Here is a 15,955-nt window from a genome sequence, read left to right on the forward strand (position 1 = left end):
GGCGTCACCCCTGCATCGAGTCACGTCTCACCAGGGCGCCGGGCGCGCGTCGGCGATGCCGCAGTGCGCGGGGTCCTCCTGCCGCGTCACCCACTGCGGACCCACGCCAAACGCCTCGCGCAGGTGACCGGGCACCGCCCACAGGTCCACCAAGCTGGCCGGGCCCGTGTTCTCGGTGAGCCGGTCGGCGTCGATCCACACCGCATCGGCCCGCACCTGGCCCGGGTCGCGGGAGGCGAGCCCCAGGTCGAGCACCAGCAGGTTGCGTGCCAGAGTCTTCTCGTTCACCGAGACGTAGCGCAGTCCCTCGGCCACGATGAGGTCGGCCACCTTCGGGTCGAGCTCCCGCCGCCGCTCGGAGATCGGCAATGCCCGCTCCTGGTGCCACAGCACGGGCCGGATCCCCGCCTCGAGGAACTCCCGCACCTGCTTCGCCCGGCTGGCCTGGCTGAAGTCACCGCGCAGCACCCACGCGTGGGTGATCTCCTCGTCGCTGGCCGGGTAGCTCTCCCCCTCGCCCGCCGGCAGGTCGCGGCTCCACGCCCGCGGCACCCAGAAGGGCAACGTGGTGGAGTCGTCGATGCCGGAGAGCGCCGCCAGACGCCGCGCCCGCACACCCTTCCCACCCCCCTGCTTGCGGATGGCGCGGTGCCAAGCCGCGTACACCCCGCGGTAGAGCAGACGGTCGGGGTTGTTGCGGTGCCACATGAAGTCACCGCGGGAGAGGCTGCCCGTGCTCAGGCGGATGACCGCCAGGTAGTCGTCGATGTCGCGCACCGGACGCCCCAGCGCATCGAGCCGGAAGTGGTACTCGGAGTCGGCCCCCTTGCGCACCGCCTGGAAGCCGCCGGTCTCGGCGAGCACCTCGCGGCGCACCATCAGGCTGGAGGCGTTGCGCCGGTGGGTGGGGTACCCGAGCCACTGGTGGGTCAGGTCGTCCTTCACCCGGATCGCCCGGGATCGGTTCGCGGGCGCGTTCGGGTGCGCCTGCAAGTCCCGGACGTGGCGCTCGATGCGCTCCGGGTGCGACCAGTCGTCGGCGTCCTGGACGGTGACGAACTCGCCGTGACTGATCGACAGGCCGTGGTTGCGCGCGATGTAGGAGCCACCGTTGACTCCCATGCGCACCACCTGGATGCGCTCGTCCATGCGCCCCACCCGCTCGAACAGCTCGTCGAACTCCGGGCCCGAGGCATCGTCGAGCACCAGGATCTCCAGCGGCCGCCAAGTCTGGTTGATGATGCTGCGCACGGAGGTGACCAGTCCCTCCTCGTCCGGCTGCCAGCAGGGCATCAGCACCGTCACCACGGGACCGTCCTCGACCACGTGGGGTGCGGCAGCCTCCATCCGGTCGTAGGGGGTGCTCCCCTCACCGGTGAGCTCGATGGGGGTGCACCCGCTCTCGGTGAACGGACCGTTGAGCAGGGCGAGCCACTCCTGGGGGTCACCGTCCCGGGCCAGGTCCACGCGCACCCCGTGCACGATGTCCGCGCGCGCACCCGGCAGGTCCACCCAGCGGCGCGCCAGCTCGGGCCGCCCCGAGAGCAGGGCCTGCTGCAGCGGGATGGCCCGCACCTTCTCCGGCACGCCCTCGATGCCGCGCAGCTCCAGCACCGCCTCGAACAGCCGCAGCCCGCGGGCGGTGGAGGCCTCGTCCAGCGCCCGCCCGCACCAGTAGGCCGCCACGCAGGCCACGGATGCGATGGCCCGTTCCCGGTCCTGCGGCGGCAGGTCGTCCACGCCGTCGCCGGCGACCGTGGGGGCCAGGACCTCCGTCAGGGAGTCGGCGGCGTCCACGCGGGCGGCCAGGTCCGCCATCGAGAGGGCACCGTCGGTGGCTGCCCGGGCCAGCCCGTCCACCAGGACGGGGGCATCGGTGCGCAGGGCGCTCACCAGCATCGCCAGGGGGGTGTCGTGGGAACCGGCCACCCAGGCGTCCAGGCCCTCCACGTGTCCGGCGCGGGCCGCGGCCACCGCGTGGTCCGTCGGCGAGGCGTGTGCGGTGGGCCGGACGGCGGTCTCGGACGTTGCCACGGACGGGGCCTTCCACTCGGGACGGGGACGGGTCGGGGCGGGACCGGGCCCGGCTCGCACCCCGGCATCGGCGACACCCCGCACGGATCGGGACGATCGTACGCGGCGCACTGCCATACTCTCGGGTGACACCGCCGCCGTCGACGCCGTCGGTCACCTGACACTGCACCTCTCGCACCTCGCGTGCCGGAACGGGAGCCCATGAAGTCCACGAAGATGCTGGCCGCCATCACCGGCGCCCTGTTGCTGGTGGTCCTGGCCGCCGTCGGAGCCGCCTTCGAGCTGTACTGGCTCACCGCTGCCGCGCTCGGCCTGATCCTCACCGCCCAGTTCGTGGTGGTCCTGGACACCAACCGGCGCACCCGCTACCTGCCGCGCCGGGTGAAGGCGTTGCTGCGTTCGGTGAAGCTCGACGTGAACCCCGTGGCCGGCCCCGCCCCGCGGGCCGCCCAGCCCGCGGGCCGGCCCGTCGCCACCACCGCGGCGCCGCAGCAGGATGTCACCGGCGCCGTGCGCCTGATCCAGGCCCAGTACATGGGGCGCCTCGACCGCGCCCAGACCGCCCTGGAGTCGGCGGCCGAGGACCTCCGCTCCGTGCGCGATGACCGCTGAGCCGCTCCCGGTCGCAGCCACCCCCGGTCCCCCCGTCGACCTGGCCGACACCCCCCTCACGACGGATGCGCGGGTTGCGGCCGACCACGCCCGCCACGCCGCCCGCCAGCCCAGCCGTCTGGTGGCCACCCTCCTGCGCACCAAGTCCGTGGCCGGTCGCGCCGTTCTGGCCGTGCTGGCCGGGGGGCCCGACACGACCGCGCAGCAGCTGGAGGACCTGGGCCGCCGGGTCGATGCGGGGGAGCTCAGCGCAGCAGAGGCCGTCAGTGGTCTGGCGGCACCCGACGCCCGCCTGCTCTGCGAGTACGCGCGGGTCGCCGCCCTGCAGCTCTCGGACCCCGCGGGCATCTCCGCGGGACTCGGGCTGTACGCCCTGGCGGACGCCCTGAGTGGCGGCCAGCACCCGCGGGATGCCCACGCCGACCTCTGGGCCCAGCTGCTGCTGGTGCGCGGCCAGGGCGACGACGCGCGGCACGCCACCGCCGTGCTGGACCGCGGGCGGGGAACCGAGCACACCACGGCCTTCTCCCACATCGACCTACTGAACCCGCACCGGCCGCAGGCGGGACCGACCGCCGACGACCACGCCTGGTGGGAGGCCTTCTCGGGCCGGCTCGGCGCCGGACTGGGCTCCACCGTCCGCCTGGCCTCGGTGGACGAGCTCTTCGACCGGGGGTGGCTGGCACGCCACGGCCTGGACGCCGACACCCTGCTGAGCACTCCCTTCGACCGCCTCCTGGGGGAGGGCGGCACCCCGGTGGACCACCCCTACCGGGTCAGCGTCATCATGAGCGCCCACAACCCGGGCCCCAAGGTGCTGCTCGCTGCCCGTTCGCTGGTCTCGCAGACCTGGCAGAACTGGGAGCTCCTCGTGGTCGACGACGCCTCCCCGGAGCCCACCCCGGGCATCCTGGAGGCCATCGAGGAGCTCGACCCCCGCATCCAGGTGATCCGCAAGGCCGTCAACGGTGGCACCTACCGCTGCCGCAACACCGCCATCCGGCGCGCCACCGGTGACGCGATCGTGGTGCTGGACAGCGACGACTGGGCCCACCCCGAGCTGCTCGAGGCCGGGGTGCGCCCGCTGCTGGACCCCGCGGACCCACTGCACACCGCGCGCGGGGTGCCGGAGATCGCGACGCGCCAGCTGGCCCTGCGGATCGGTGACGACCTGCGCATCACCCGCCCCGGGTACCGCGGCGCCATCCCCTGCGCGCCGAGCCTGATGGTGCCGATGGTGCCGGGGGTCGCCCGGGTGGGCTTCTTCGACCCGGTCCGCAAGGCCGCCGACACCGAGTACGCCCGCCGACTGGAGGCCGCCACCGGACGCCCGGTCCACCAGTCGCGGCACGTGCTGGTGCTCATGCGGACCGATGCCTCCTCGCTCTCGGCCGCCGACTTCTCCCTCGGGTGGCGCCACTCCGCCCGCCACGAGTACAAGAACGCCTACGCGGGGTGGCACGCCCGCATCGCGGCCGGGGAGGACCCCTGGCTCGAGCCGGACGGCCCGCCGCAGATCGCCGGCCCGCGCCGGTGGAGCTCCGCCCTGCGGCCGCCGGGCTCCCCCCGACCGCACCTCGATGCGGTGTTTGCCGGGGACTGGCGCCGCTACGGCGGGCCACAGCGCTCGATGCTGGAGGAGATCCACAGCCTCCTGGAGGCGGGTCTCGAGGTGGGCGTGATGCACCTGGAGGCGCTGCGCTTCATGCGCGCCACCGACGACCCGCTGTGCACCCCGCTGCAGGAGCTGCTGGACGCCGGCCGGGTGCGGATGGTGCACCTGGACGACGCCGTGGACATCGACGTCCTGCTGCTGCGCTACCCCCCGATCCTGCAGTACCCGCCCAGCGCGCCGAAGGGCCCGGACGGGAGCCCCACCGGGGTGCGTCCGCGCATCCTGGTGGTCGTGGCCAACCAGGCACCTGCCGAGGTGGACGGCTCCGACCAGCGCTACGCCGTGGGGACCGTGGAGAGGAACGCCCGGGAGCTGTTCGGCACCGACCCGCTGTGGGCGCCGCAGGGCCCGTCCATCCGCCGCCTGCTGCAGCGGGAGACCTCCGCCCTGACGCCCTGGGACGACCCGGGCCTGGTGGACCTGGCCACCTGGCGCACCCGGGACCCGGAGCAGCCGCCCGCGGCGACCCCCGTCGTGGGCCGCTACTCCCGCGACGACCGCATCAAGTTCCCCACCGAGTGGGAGACCCTCCGCGCGGCCTACGACTTCGGCCCCCGGGTGCACGTGCGGATGATGGGGGCGCCGATCACCGTCAAGCGGCTGAAGCAGGAGGCCCGCAAGGCGGGCCTCCCCGTCGAGGCGCCCTCGTCCCCGTGGGAGCTGCTGAAGCACGGCAGCCAGGGCGTCCAGGACTTCCTGGCCGGGATCGACGTGTTCGTCTACGTGGACAACCCCCACGCCCACGAGGCCTTCGGGCGCACCCTGCTGGAGGCCGCGGCCAGCGGCGTGCCGGTGGTGGCGACCCCGAAGCACCGCGACACCTTCGGCGACCTCCTGCTGTACGCCGAGCCGCACGAGGTGCCGCAGGTCGTCCACGAGCTGCTCACCGTGCCGGGCCTGTACCGCCAGCGCGTGGAGCACCAGCTGGCCGTGGTGGCCGAGCGCTACTCGCGGGAGTCCTTCGCCGCCCACGTCGACGAGCTGCGGGACGAGGCCGCCCCGGAGGCGGGAGCCGGGGCGGGCGTTGACCCCGCCGACGCCGGTGCCCCCCAGGCGCCCCTGTCCCTGACCGTCCGGACCACCGACGACCCCCGGCTGCCGCTGGCGGTCGAGCTCGGTGCCGGGGCCGGGGCCGTCAGCCAGGTCCTGCCGCTGCGGCGGCCGGCCGACGGAGAGCGCGCCGACGCCCTGGCTGCCGTCGGCCCCGAGGCCGCCGTGCAGGCCGCACTGACCGCCCACCTGGACGCCCTCGATGCGGGGCACGGCGAGCAGGCGGCCCTCGAGGCGGCACACCGCATCGACGGCCTGCGGGCCCTGGTGCTGCTGCGTGACGGGGAGATCGCCTGCCTGGTGTCGCAGGGCACCACCAGCCACCCGCAGGGGCGGGAGACCCGGCTGGAGCTCCCCGCCGGGCCGCCGACGACCGGTCTGGTGTGGCGCACGGCGCAGCCCGCCCCGGGCCGGGTGACGGTCGCGCCCCGCGCGCAGGCCCAGCCGGCCGCCCCGCAGTCCGAGGCGGTGCCCTCGTGAGCCCGGCCGTGCGCCGCGGCGACGGGCCCCGGGTGCTCATGATGTCGAGCAACGGCACCGGCATGGGGCACCTGACCCGCCTGCTCGCCTACGCCCGGCACCTGCCCGGCGTGGTGCCGGGGGTCCAGACCTCGTTCCTGTCGCTCTCGACCGCGGCGCCGATGGTGCGCACCCTCGGGTACGACACCGAGTACCTGCCCAGCACGGGGGCCACGGGCATGCGCTCGGCCGAGTGGAGTCGCTTCTTCGCCCAGCGCCTGCACGACGTGCTGGAGCGCGTGCGGCCGGACGTGGTGGTCTTCGACGGCACCCACCCCTACCGGGGCATCGACGCGGCGGTCGCGACCTTCCCGAGCACCCGGTGGATCTGGTCGCGGCGCGGCATGTGGAAGCCCGGCCTGAACACCGACCAGCTCGAGAAGACCGACTGGTTCGCCCGCGTCATCGAGCCCGGTGACCTCGCTGCGCCGGCCGATGCGGGGGCCACCGCCGCGCTGGACGACCCCCGCGTGGCCCGGGTGGGGCCGGTGACCCTGGTGGACCGGTCGGACCTGCTCGACGCCGCAGCCGCGCGCCGCCACCTGGGGCTGCCCGCCGAGGGGCGGCTGGCCCTGCTCTCCCTGGGCGCGGGCAACATCAACGACACCTCCGATGCGGTGGGTGCGGTCTCCACCGCGCTGCGGGAGCGCGGCATCGGGGTGTGCGTGACGCAGCCGGCCATCGCCCAGCGCGCGGTCGACGCCCCCGACGTGCACGTGGTGCGCGACTTCCCCATCGCGCGCTGCTTCGCCGCGTTCGACCTGGCCTTCGTCGCCGGTGGGTACAACAGCTTCCACGAGTCGCTCCGCCTGGGTCTGCCCAGCGCATTCGTGCCGAACACCGCGACCAACCTGGACGACCAGGGCCGCCGCACCGACTGGGCCAGCCACCGGGGGTGGGCCGTCGACCTGCCCGAGGTCACCCCGGCCACGGCCGTCGATGCGGTGGAGCGGCTGCTCGCAGACGGTGCGGCACTGGCCTCCTCCGCCATGTCCGCCGACCCGGGCAACGGCACCCCGGCGGCCGCGTCCGTCATCGCCGAGGTGCTCCGGGAGGTGCGCGGTGGCTGACCGGCAGACTCAGGTCATGAAGACCGTCGCCCGCGTGGTGCGGCGCCGCCCGGCGCTGCGGTGGGCGGCGACCTCCACCGCGGCCGCCGTGCGCTCGCAGCCGATCCTGGTGGACGCCCTCAGCCGGCTCGCTGCGCTGGAGGGCGAGGAGCGGATCCTCCCCCTGGCCACGCAGGACGAGGCCGCGGCCGAGCGGGCCCGCCGCTTCCCCCAGGACCCGGAGCCGTCCCGCTGGCCGGTGGTGGGGGTGGAGGTGCACCACCTGGGCACCGACGAGGAGGCCGCCCTGGCCGCGGTGGCGCGGCAGCAGGTGGAGCACCCCTTCTTCCGGCCGGTGTTCCTGGCCAGTGAGGCCGCCGTCGGCGCGGCCCGCGCGACGGGGTGCCCCTTCGACCTGGTGCCCGCCCACGCGGCCACGCCCGAGGTCCTCGGGCGGCGCGTGGCCGACCTGGTGACCGGTTTCGGGGCCCGGTGGGTGTTCCGCGCCGGACCAGCGGGCCTGGCACCGGAGCACCTGCAGGCGCTGGAGGTCCTCGCGGCCCGGCGCCGCGAGGCCCGCCGGCGGCGGGACGCGGCGGGTCGCTGAGGCCCCCGGGGGGCCCGGGAGTCGGGAGCGTCACATCCCCGACCCCCCCGATGACCGCCGCCTCGCGGGTTCCCGCAGGTAGCATGACGACGACGAGTGTGGCCTGCCACCGGTGCAGGCAGATCTGAGAAGGAGTTCTCGTGGCTGCGGATGTTGTGATCGTGGGGCAGGGCTATGTCGGCCTCCCTCTGGCCCAGGAGGCCACCAAGGCGGGGCTGACGGTGATCGGTTACGACATCACCCAGTCCCTGGTCGACGCCCTGAACTCGGGGGTGTCCCACGTGGACGACCTCTCGGACGCCGACATCGCCGAGATGCTGTCCGCCGGGTACCAGGCCAGCACCGACGAGGCCCGCATCGGCGAGGCCAAGACGGTCGTGATCTGCGTGCCCACCCCCCTGTCCGACGAGGGCGGCCCCGACCTGCGCGCCGTCGAGGGCGCCACCGCGGCCATCGGCCGCAACCTCAAGGCCGGCATGACCGTGATCCTGGAGTCCACGACCTACCCCGGCACCACCGACGAGGTCGTGCGCCCCATCCTGGAGGAGGCCTCCGGCCTGACCGCCGGGAAGGACTTCCACCTGGCCTTCTCCCCCGAGCGCATCGACCCGGGCAACGAGAAGTTCGGCGCGAAGAACACCCCCAAGGTCGTCGGCGGCTACACCCCCGAGTCCGGCGACGCCGCCGCCGCCTTCTACGAGCAGTTCGTCGACACCGTCGTGCGCGCCAAGGGCACCCGCGAGGCCGAGACCGCCAAGCTGCTGGAGAACACCTACCGGCACATCAACATCGCCTTGGTCAACGAGATGGCCCGTTTCTGCCACGACCTCGGCATCGACCTGTGGGACGTCATCGACGCCGCGAAGTCCAAGCCGTTCGGTTTCCAGGCCTTCTACCCCGGCCCCGGCGTCGGCGGCCACTGCATCCCGATCGACCCGAACTACCTGAGCCACAACGTGCGCTCCCGTTTGGGCTACCCCTTCCGGTTCGTCGAGCTGGCCCAGGAGATCAACTCTCAGATGCCGAACTACGTCGTCTCCCGCGCCCAGGACGCCCTCAACGAGGACGGCAAGGCCCTCAACGGCGCCACCGTCCTGCTGCTGGGCGTCACCTACAAGCCCAACATCGCCGACCAGCGCGAGTCCCCGGCCGTCCCCCTGGCCAAGGCCCTGGTCGCCAAGGGCGCGAAGGTCCAGTTCCACGACCCCAAGGTCGACACCTGGCGCGCCCTGGGCGACGACGCCACCAAGGTCACCGACGCCCTGCAGGGCGTCAAGGACGCCGACCTGACCATCCTGGTCCAGAACCACCGCGAGTACGACGTGGACGCCCTGGCCAGCGCCGCGACCCGCATGCTCGACACCCGCGGCGTCACCACCGACTCCGAGACCAGCCACCGCCTGTGACCCCCGACCCCACCGGGGTCACGCCCGCCGGCCCGGCTGCTGACCCCTCGTCAGCGACCGCGGCCGGCGACGGCGTTCCCAGCCCCGCGGAGCTCGAGGCGATCGCCACGCAGCATGGTCTGCGGCGCGTAGGGCACCGCCCTCCCTTCGGGGAGTACCTCCGCGAGCTGTGGGGCCGGCGACAGTTCCTGTGGACGCTGTCCACCGCGCAGGCCTTCGCGAAGACGCAGGAGTCCCGCCTGGGTCAGGTGTGGACGATCCTGAACCCGATCATGCTCGCGGCGGCCTACTACCTGATCTTCGGCCTGCTGCTGGACACCCGTGACGGCACCGACAACTACGTCGGCTTCCTCACCGCGGGCATCTTCACCTTCGTCTTCCTGTCGACGGTGATGAGCTCGGGCGCCCGGGCGGTGACCGGCTCCATGCAGCTGGTGCGCTCCCTGGCCTTCCCCCGGGCACTGCTGCCGATCTCCAAGGTGCTCACCGAGCTCGTGGCTGCCGCCCCCACCTTCGTGGTGCTGCTGGTGATCATGCTGGTCACCGGCGAGCGTCCGTCGTGGGAGTGGCTGATGTTCCCGGTGGCCCTGCTCCTCATCGGTTCGATGTCGATGGGGATCGGCCTGATCCTGGCGCGCGTCGTCCACGACTCGCGGGACGCCGCCAACTTCATCCCGCTGCTGATCCGCCTGCTGCGCTACGTGTCGGGTGTCTTCTACAGCGTCGAGCACTACCTGGGCCGCATGGACGCCCCCCAGTGGCTCGTGCTCGTCATGAACTACCAGCCGGTGGCCGTGATGCTGCGACTGGTGCGGGAGAGCCTCATGGCCGAGGCACCCCTGGACCCCACCACGTGGCTCGTCGCGCTGGGCTGGGCCGTGGCCCTGCCGGTGTTCGGCCTCCTCTTCTTCTGGCGCGGGGAGGGCACCTATGGCCGCGGATGAGCGCGTCCCCACCGTCGTGGTCGACCACGTCGACATCCACTACCGCATCTTCGGCACCGGCGAGCACCGCGCGGCCCAGCAGGACCGGGAGGGCCGCCGCGGCGCCCTCGCGCGTGCGGGCCACCGCGCCATCGGCGGTGGGCAGGACCTCGTGCACGCCGTCCGCGACGTGAGCCTGGTGGCCCACCGCGGGGAGTCCATCGGCCTCATCGGCCGCAACGGCTCGGGCAAGTCCACCCTGCTGCGCGCCATCGCCGGGTTGATCCCGCCGTCGTCCGGTCGCATCTGGGTGCAGGGGCAGAGCACCCTGCTCGGCGTGAACGCGGTGCTGATGCCCACCCTGTCGGGAGTGCGCAACATCCAGATCGGCTGCCAGGCCCTGGGCATGACCAAGCACGAGGTCACCCAGCGCCTGGACTCGATCGTCGAGTTCTCCGGCCTGGGCGATGCGGTGAACCTGCCCATGAAGTCGTACTCCTCGGGCATGGCGGCACGGCTGCGCTTCGCCATCTCCACCGCGGTGGTGCCGGACGTGCTGGTGGTGGACGAGGCCCTGGCCACGGGCGATGCGGACTTCAAGGAGCGGGCGCAGAAGCGGATCGCCGAGATCCGCTCCGAGGCCGGCACCGTGTTCATGGTCAGCCACTCCAACGCGATGATCCGCAAGCAGTGCGACCGCGCGATCTGGATGGACACCGGGCGGGTGCACATGGACGGCCCCGTCGAGGAGGTCCTCTCGGCCTACGAGAAGGCTCCCCGGGGGCCCCGGAAGAAGGGCTGAGCGTGCGCGTCCTGGTCGTCAGCACGGTGCACCACCCGGAGGACGCCCGCATCCACGAGCGCCAGGTGGCCGCCATGCTCGGTGCGGGCTGGGAGGTCACGCAGGCCGGCGCGTGGTCGGCGCACGGCCTGCCTGTCCCCGTGGCGGCTCCGGAGCGTCCGCTGACCGGCATCGACCTGCCGCACGCCTCCGGGCGTCGCCGGCTGGCCGCCCTGCGGGCCGCGCTGCACGTGCTGCGCACCGAGGGCCCCCGCCACGACGCCGTGGTCCTGCACGACCCTGAGCTGCTCCTGCTGGTGCCCTTCTCCGGGGTGGCCGACCGCGTGGTCTGGGACGTGCACGAGGACCCCGCCGCGGCCCTGCCCACCCGGTCCTACCTGCCCGGGCCGACGGGGGCCTGGGCGGCCCGCGCCGTCCGCTGGGTCGAGCGCCTGGCCGAGCGGCACCTGACCCTGCTGCTGGCCGAGCACGCCTACGCCGACCGCTTCTCCCGGGTCCACACGGTGGTGCCCAACACCGTCCCCGTGCCGGCCACCGAACCCCCCGCCCCGGGGACCGACCGGGTGGTCTACCTCGGCAACGTCACCCGGCTGCGCGGGAGCGACGAGCTCGTCGCGCTGGGGACGGGGCTGCGGCGGGCCACCGACGGCGCGTGCACGCTCCACGTCATCGGGCCGGCGACCGGCGAGTGCGCTGCCACCCTCGCCGCCGCCCACCGGCGCGGGGACCTGGTGCACCACGGGTTCGTGCCCAACGCCCGCGCGGCCGCGATGCTCGACGGTGCCCTGGCGGGCGTGAGCCTGCTGGGCGACCTGCCGAACTTCCGCCACTCGATGCCCACGAAGGTGCTGGAGTACATGGCCCACGGCCTGCCGGTGGTCACCACCCCGCTCCCGCTGGCCGTCAAGGCCGTGGAGCGCGCCGGCTGCGGAGCGGTGGTGCCCTTCGGGCCCCCCGGTGTCGAGCGGGCCCTGCCGACCCTGCTGGCGTGGCGGCAGGACCCGGCGCTGCGCACCCGGCTGGGACGGGCCGCGCGGAGGGAGGCGGTCGCCGAGCACTCCTGGGCGGCCACCGCACCGGTCTTCCTCGGCGCCCTGCAGGACGTGGCCCACGGAACGCCTCGACCGGCCCTGTCGGGCGCCGCCCCGCGATATCGTCACCGCTGACCTCGATCGAGTCCCAGGAGGACCCTCCATGGCCGCACCCTCCGTCCCCTCACCCCTCCGTCGCCCCGCCCGCGCCGCCCGCCGTCTGGTGCGCTCGGTGGTGCGTCGGACCAGCGCCCGGGAGCAGGTGGCCCCGGAGGTCTCGCGCGCGGCCTCCCCGCAGGACGCACCCACCGGCGTCGAGGACCACGACCTCGCTGCGGCCCCCGAGCCCTCCCGCGGCCTGCCGGCCCTCGACGTGACGGTGGCCACCGCGCTCTCCCCGACCGTGGCCGAGGTGATGGCCCCGGAGTGGGACCAGCGCCCCGCGGACCGCACCGACGGCGGGCACGGCGCCCTGGAGGGCGCCGCCCTGTTGCTGCTGGAGCTGCAGGCGGGCCGGGTCCCGGGCTGGGGTCGGGACGCCCAGGGGGTGGCACCGCTGGTGACCGCGGCCCGCGAGCGCGGCGTCCCGGTCACCCTGTGGGTCACAGCCGGGCCGCTGCCCGAGCCGTCCGAGCTCCCGTGGCTCCCCGGGGTGGACCGGGTGATGGCCACCGACGAGTCGCTGCGCACCGAGGCCGCCTCGCGTTGGAGCCGCTCGGTCGAGCTGCTCGAGGCCGCCGCCCAGCCGCGCACCGCCAACCCGGTCGAGCGGGGCGGCGTCGCCCGCCGCACGGGCCGCGCGTTCACGCTGGTGGACGGCTTCCCGGAGCTCACCGACGGGACCGCGCTGCAGGAGGTGCTCGCCCGCGGGCTGGCGCCGCTGCCCGAGGCCGAGACCCCAGTGGTGCGCCTGCCGGGCAAGTCGAGCCCGGTGACCCTGCCGACCGGCCTGGAGAGCCGGGTGCACCGGGCCGGGTCCCGCGGCGAGGCCCTCGCCGCGCTGGCCACCGCCGGCGTCGTCACCGACCTGAGCGCCACCTCTCCGCTGGCACCGTGGACCGCCGTCGCGGCCGCGGCCAGCGGTGCGCCCTTGGTCACGCCCGCAGGGCTCGGGGGACGTCTCCCCAGCGGCCTGGGCTCCCTGGTCCCCTCCGCGGACGACCAGAAGCAGTTCCGCAGCGAGGTCGTGGCCCGCATGCAGCAGCCGGAGCTGCGCAGCCGTGAGGGGCACCTGCTGCACCGGGAGGTGCTCGCCGCCCACACCGCCTCCCACCGGGCCGCCGCGCTGCTCTCCGGAGCCGGCGTGGAGCTGCCGGTGCGCGACCGCTCGGTCTCGGCCGTGGTGCCCACCAACCGCACCCACGAGCTCGACAACGTGCTGGCCAACATCGCCCGCCAGCGCCACCGCGAGGTCGAGCTGGTGCTGGTGCTGCACGGGCTGGAGGTGGACGAGGCCGCCCTGCGCGCCCAGGCCACCGAGGCCGGGGTGGAGCAGCTCGTCCTGGTGCGGGCCGACGCCTCGCTGACCCTCGGCTCCTGCATGAACCTCGGCATCGAGGCCTCGTCGGGCCGCTACATCGCCAAGATGGACGACGACAACTTCTACGGGCCGGGCTACCTGTCCGACCTGGTGGAGGCGTTCACGTACACCGACGCCGACATCGTCGGCAAGTGGTGCCACCTGGTCTGGCTGCGCTCCACCGGCGCCGTCGTGCTGCGCTACCCGGACGCCGAGCACACCTACGAGCGCCGCATCCAGGGCGGGGCGATGCTCTTCACGGGCGACCTCGTGCGCCGCATCCGGTTCAGCGACATCCCGCGCGCCGTCGACTCCGACGTGCTGGACCGCTCCCTGGCCGAGGGTGTGAAGGTGTACTCCGCCGACCGCTTCAACTTCGTCTCCGTCCGCGGCACCGATCGGTCGGCCCACACGTGGACGGTCACCGACTCGACCTTCATGACCGCCACCGGCGACCTACAGTTCTTCGGCGACCCCCGCTCGCACGCCTCCCTCTGACGAACGACCCGGCGCGCCCGCACCGCGCGAAAGGAACCATGTCCCCGCTCAACCAGGCCGCCCTTCGCCGCCGCGCCAAGGCCTCCGCCCGGCGCACCGTGGAGAACCTCCCCGTCCGCCCGCTGGCCAGCCTGCCGCAGGCCGGTGGTCCGCTGGGTCTGCGGGTCATCCTGTACCGCGCCCACCACGAGATGCGCGAGAACGCCGACCCGGCCCGTGCACTGGCGGTGCTGGACGCGGTGGACCCTGCCGCGCTCGGCCCCAGGGGTCACTCGATGCGGGCCCTGGCCCTGGCCCGCCTGGGGCGCCACGACGAGGCACTGCTGGCCGCCCAGGAGTCCACCTCCGGGGACACCCCGGACTCCACGGCCCTGGGCCGGCACCTGGATCTGCTGGACCAGTTGGGCGTCGACGAGGGGCGGCAGGAGCTGCTGGAGCAGGCCACGCGCGTGCGCCCGAACAACCACACCGACGCGGCCCTGCTCATGAAGCGCTTCCGCACGCCCGACCAGGAGCTCACCCGCCGCTTCCTGGACAACGTGGCCACCTGGCCGAACGCCGCCGACCCGAGCACGGTCGTCCAGGTGCGCCGCGACTCCATCCTCATGCAGCACGAGGACCCCGCCGAGGTCCGCGCCATCGCCCACCGGGAGGCCGCCACCAGCCCCGAGGGCATGGCCGTGGCCATCGCCCTGCTGAACCACCTGGGCGACTACGAGGAGATTCGCTCCCTGGTGCAGTTCCACCGCTGCGCGCCGGAGGAGTTCCCCACCCGGCCGGTCATGTGGGCCGCCAAGAGCGCCTTGCGCGCCGGCCACCTGCGGGCCGCGGCCACCCTCACCGAGCGCGCCATCTCGCACCGCCGCGGGCAGAAGGACGCCCGCGCCATCCACCGCCAAGCCACCGACCAGCTGGCCATCGTGGAGCACGGCTGGCCGGTCCACCGGCCGGCGGCCAGCACGCCCTACACGCCGGACCCCCGCGCGGTGCTGAGCGTGCTCGCCCAGAGCCTGCCGCACCAGTCCGGCGGCTACGCCACCCGGTCCCACGGCGTCATCACCGGTCTGCGCGATCTCGGCTGGACCATGGAGGCCGTCACCCGCCTGGGCTTCCCCTACGACCGCTGGCCGGCCAAGAAGAAGACCGTCGTGGCCCCGCACGACGTGGTCGACGGGATCGTCTACAACCGCCTGCTGGAGCCCGGCGAGCGCGTCTACGACAACACGCCGATGGCCTCGTACATCAGCCGCTTCGCCGACGGCATCGCCGAGCACGCGGTGCGGCACCGGGCCTCGCTGATCCACGCCAGCAGCTTCCAGAACAACGGTCTGGCCGGTCTGCAGGCGGCGCGGCGCCTGGGCATCCCCTTCGTCTACGAGATGCGCGGGCTGGAGGACCTCATGAAGGTCTCCCGCCGCCCGAACTTCGAGCAGACCGAGTCCTACGCGTACATGACCGGGCTGGAGAACCACATCGTGCGCCATGCCGACCTCACCTTCGTGATCACCGAGGCGCTGCGCGAGGAGATGATCCGCCGCGGCGGCCCGGCCGACCGCATCGTGGTGCTGCCCAACGGCGTGCACACGGCCAACTTCGAGCCGCGCGCCCGAGACACCGAGCTGTCCGCCGAGCTGGGCGTGCAGGACAAGGTCGTCATCGGCTACGCCGGTGGCCTCGTCGACTACGAGGGCATCGAACTCATCCTGCAGGCCGCCGACGAGCTGCGCCGCGAGCGCGACGACTTCCACGTGATCATCGTCGGCGACGGCCACCACCAGGCCCGCCTGCACGGTCTGGCCGCCGAGCTCGACCTGGCCGACGTGGTGACCTTCACCGGTCGCGTGCCGCACGCCGAGGTGCCGCGCTACCTGTCGCTCTTCGACATCACGCCCTTCACGCGCCTGCCGCTGCCGGTGTGCGAGCTGATCAGCCCCATCAAACCCTTCGAGTCGATGGCGATGGGCAAGGCGGTCATCTCCAGCTCCGTGGCCGCCCTCACCGAGATCGTGGCCCCCGACGAGCGCGGCCTGGTCTTCGAGAAGGGCTCCGCCGAGGGGCTGGCGCACTGCATCCGCCGCTACCTGGACTCCCCGGAGCTGCGCCAGCAGATGGGTCGCCAGGCGCGCCAGTGGGTGCTCGAACAGCGAGACTGGTCGGACGTCGTGACCATCGCCGACGAGGCCTACCACCGGGTGCTCGGCTCCCGCTGAGCCGGCGCGCACGACCTCGC

The 15,955-nt window shown here is 73.9% G+C and carries 11 protein-coding genes; 10 read left to right on the forward strand and 1 reads right to left on the reverse strand.

From position 1 onward, the window contains the following. Positions 1-27: 27 nt before the first annotated feature. Positions 28-2,034 carry a glycosyltransferase family 2 protein gene (locus KSED_RS13905; RefSeq protein ID WP_015780542.1) on the reverse strand — a complete coding sequence of 669 codons (2,007 nt, stop codon included), beginning with the start codon at positions 2,032-2,034 and terminating at the stop codon, positions 28-30. A 201-nt stretch (positions 2,035-2,235) separates the two neighbouring features. On the opposite strand from KSED_RS13905, the gene KSED_RS13050 reads away from it, so the two are divergent. From KSED_RS13050 to KSED_RS15505, 10 genes are all read left to right on the forward strand, one after another. Next, positions 2,236-2,646 (forward strand): hypothetical protein, encoded by a 411-nt coding sequence (locus KSED_RS13050; protein WP_015780543.1) that lies wholly within the window; start codon positions 2,236-2,238, stop codon positions 2,644-2,646. After that, complete coding sequence (locus KSED_RS13055) at positions 2,636-5,851, forward strand: glycosyltransferase (protein ID WP_015780544.1); 3,216 nt, start codon at positions 2,636-2,638, stop codon at positions 5,849-5,851. The genes KSED_RS13050 and KSED_RS13055 overlap by 11 nt, the downstream gene beginning before the upstream one ends. After that, entirely contained in the window at positions 5,848-6,960 is a 1,113-nt protein-coding gene (locus tag KSED_RS13060; RefSeq protein WP_015780545.1) for a UDP-N-acetylglucosamine--LPS N-acetylglucosamine transferase, read from the forward strand. The genes KSED_RS13055 and KSED_RS13060 overlap by 4 nt, the downstream gene beginning before the upstream one ends. A 16-nt stretch (positions 6,961-6,976) precedes the next feature. After that, the gene (locus tag KSED_RS13065; RefSeq protein WP_143827394.1) at positions 6,977-7,546 is read left to right on the forward strand and encodes a hypothetical protein; all 570 of its coding nucleotides are present in this window, start codon (positions 6,977-6,979) and stop codon (positions 7,544-7,546) included. 140 nt (positions 7,547-7,686) lie between these two features. Beyond that, positions 7,687-8,952: a nucleotide sugar dehydrogenase gene (locus KSED_RS13070; protein ID WP_041290970.1), complete on the forward strand. Its 1,266-nt coding sequence runs from the start codon at positions 7,687-7,689 to the stop codon at positions 8,950-8,952. Further along, a complete protein-coding gene (locus KSED_RS13075) occupies positions 8,949-9,896 on the forward strand; it encodes an ABC transporter permease (RefSeq protein WP_015780548.1) in 948 nt (315 codons plus the stop codon). Before KSED_RS13070 ends, KSED_RS13075 begins: the two co-directional genes overlap by 4 nt. After that, a complete protein-coding gene (locus KSED_RS13080) occupies positions 9,883-10,677 on the forward strand; it encodes an ABC transporter ATP-binding protein (RefSeq protein ID WP_015780549.1) in 795 nt (264 codons plus the stop codon). Before KSED_RS13075 ends, KSED_RS13080 begins: the two co-directional genes overlap by 14 nt. 2 nt (positions 10,678-10,679) lie before the next feature. Further along, positions 10,680-11,843: a glycosyltransferase family 4 protein gene (locus KSED_RS13085; RefSeq protein WP_015780550.1), complete on the forward strand. Its 1,164-nt coding sequence runs from the start codon at positions 10,680-10,682 to the stop codon at positions 11,841-11,843. Between the two features lie 28 nt (positions 11,844-11,871). Continuing rightward, positions 11,872-13,725: a glycosyltransferase family A protein gene (locus KSED_RS13910; protein ID WP_015780551.1), complete on the forward strand. Its 1,854-nt coding sequence runs from the start codon at positions 11,872-11,874 to the stop codon at positions 13,723-13,725. A 38-nt stretch (positions 13,726-13,763) separates the two neighbouring features. Then, positions 13,764-15,935, forward strand: coding sequence for a glycosyltransferase family 4 protein (locus tag KSED_RS15505; RefSeq protein ID WP_015780552.1), 2,172 nt, complete (start codon positions 13,764-13,766; stop codon positions 15,933-15,935). Positions 15,936-15,955 lie beyond the last annotated feature (20 nt).

The organism is Kytococcus sedentarius DSM 20547 (assembly GCF_000023925.1).
GTDB classification, from domain to species: domain Bacteria; phylum Actinomycetota; class Actinomycetes; order Actinomycetales; family Dermatophilaceae; genus Kytococcus; species Kytococcus sedentarius.

Excerpts from the sequence above, each read along its gene's own strand:
- KSED_RS13050 (WP_015780543.1), top strand. The coding sequence starts at position 2,236 with ATGAAGTCCACGAAGATGCTGGCCGCCATCACCGGCGCCCTGTTGCTG.
- KSED_RS13055 (WP_015780544.1), top strand. The coding sequence starts at position 2,636 with ATGACCGCTGAGCCGCTCCCGGTCGCAGCCACCCCCGGTCCCCCCGTC.
- KSED_RS13065 (WP_143827394.1), top strand. The coding sequence starts at position 6,977 with ATGAAGACCGTCGCCCGCGTGGTGCGGCGCCGCCCGGCGCTGCGGTGG.
- KSED_RS13080 (WP_015780549.1), top strand. The coding sequence starts at position 9,883 with ATGGCCGCGGATGAGCGCGTCCCCACCGTCGTGGTCGACCACGTCGAC.
- KSED_RS13910 (WP_015780551.1), top strand. The coding sequence starts at position 11,872 with ATGGCCGCACCCTCCGTCCCCTCACCCCTCCGTCGCCCCGCCCGCGCC.
- KSED_RS15505 (WP_015780552.1), top strand. The coding sequence starts at position 13,764 with ATGTCCCCGCTCAACCAGGCCGCCCTTCGCCGCCGCGCCAAGGCCTCC.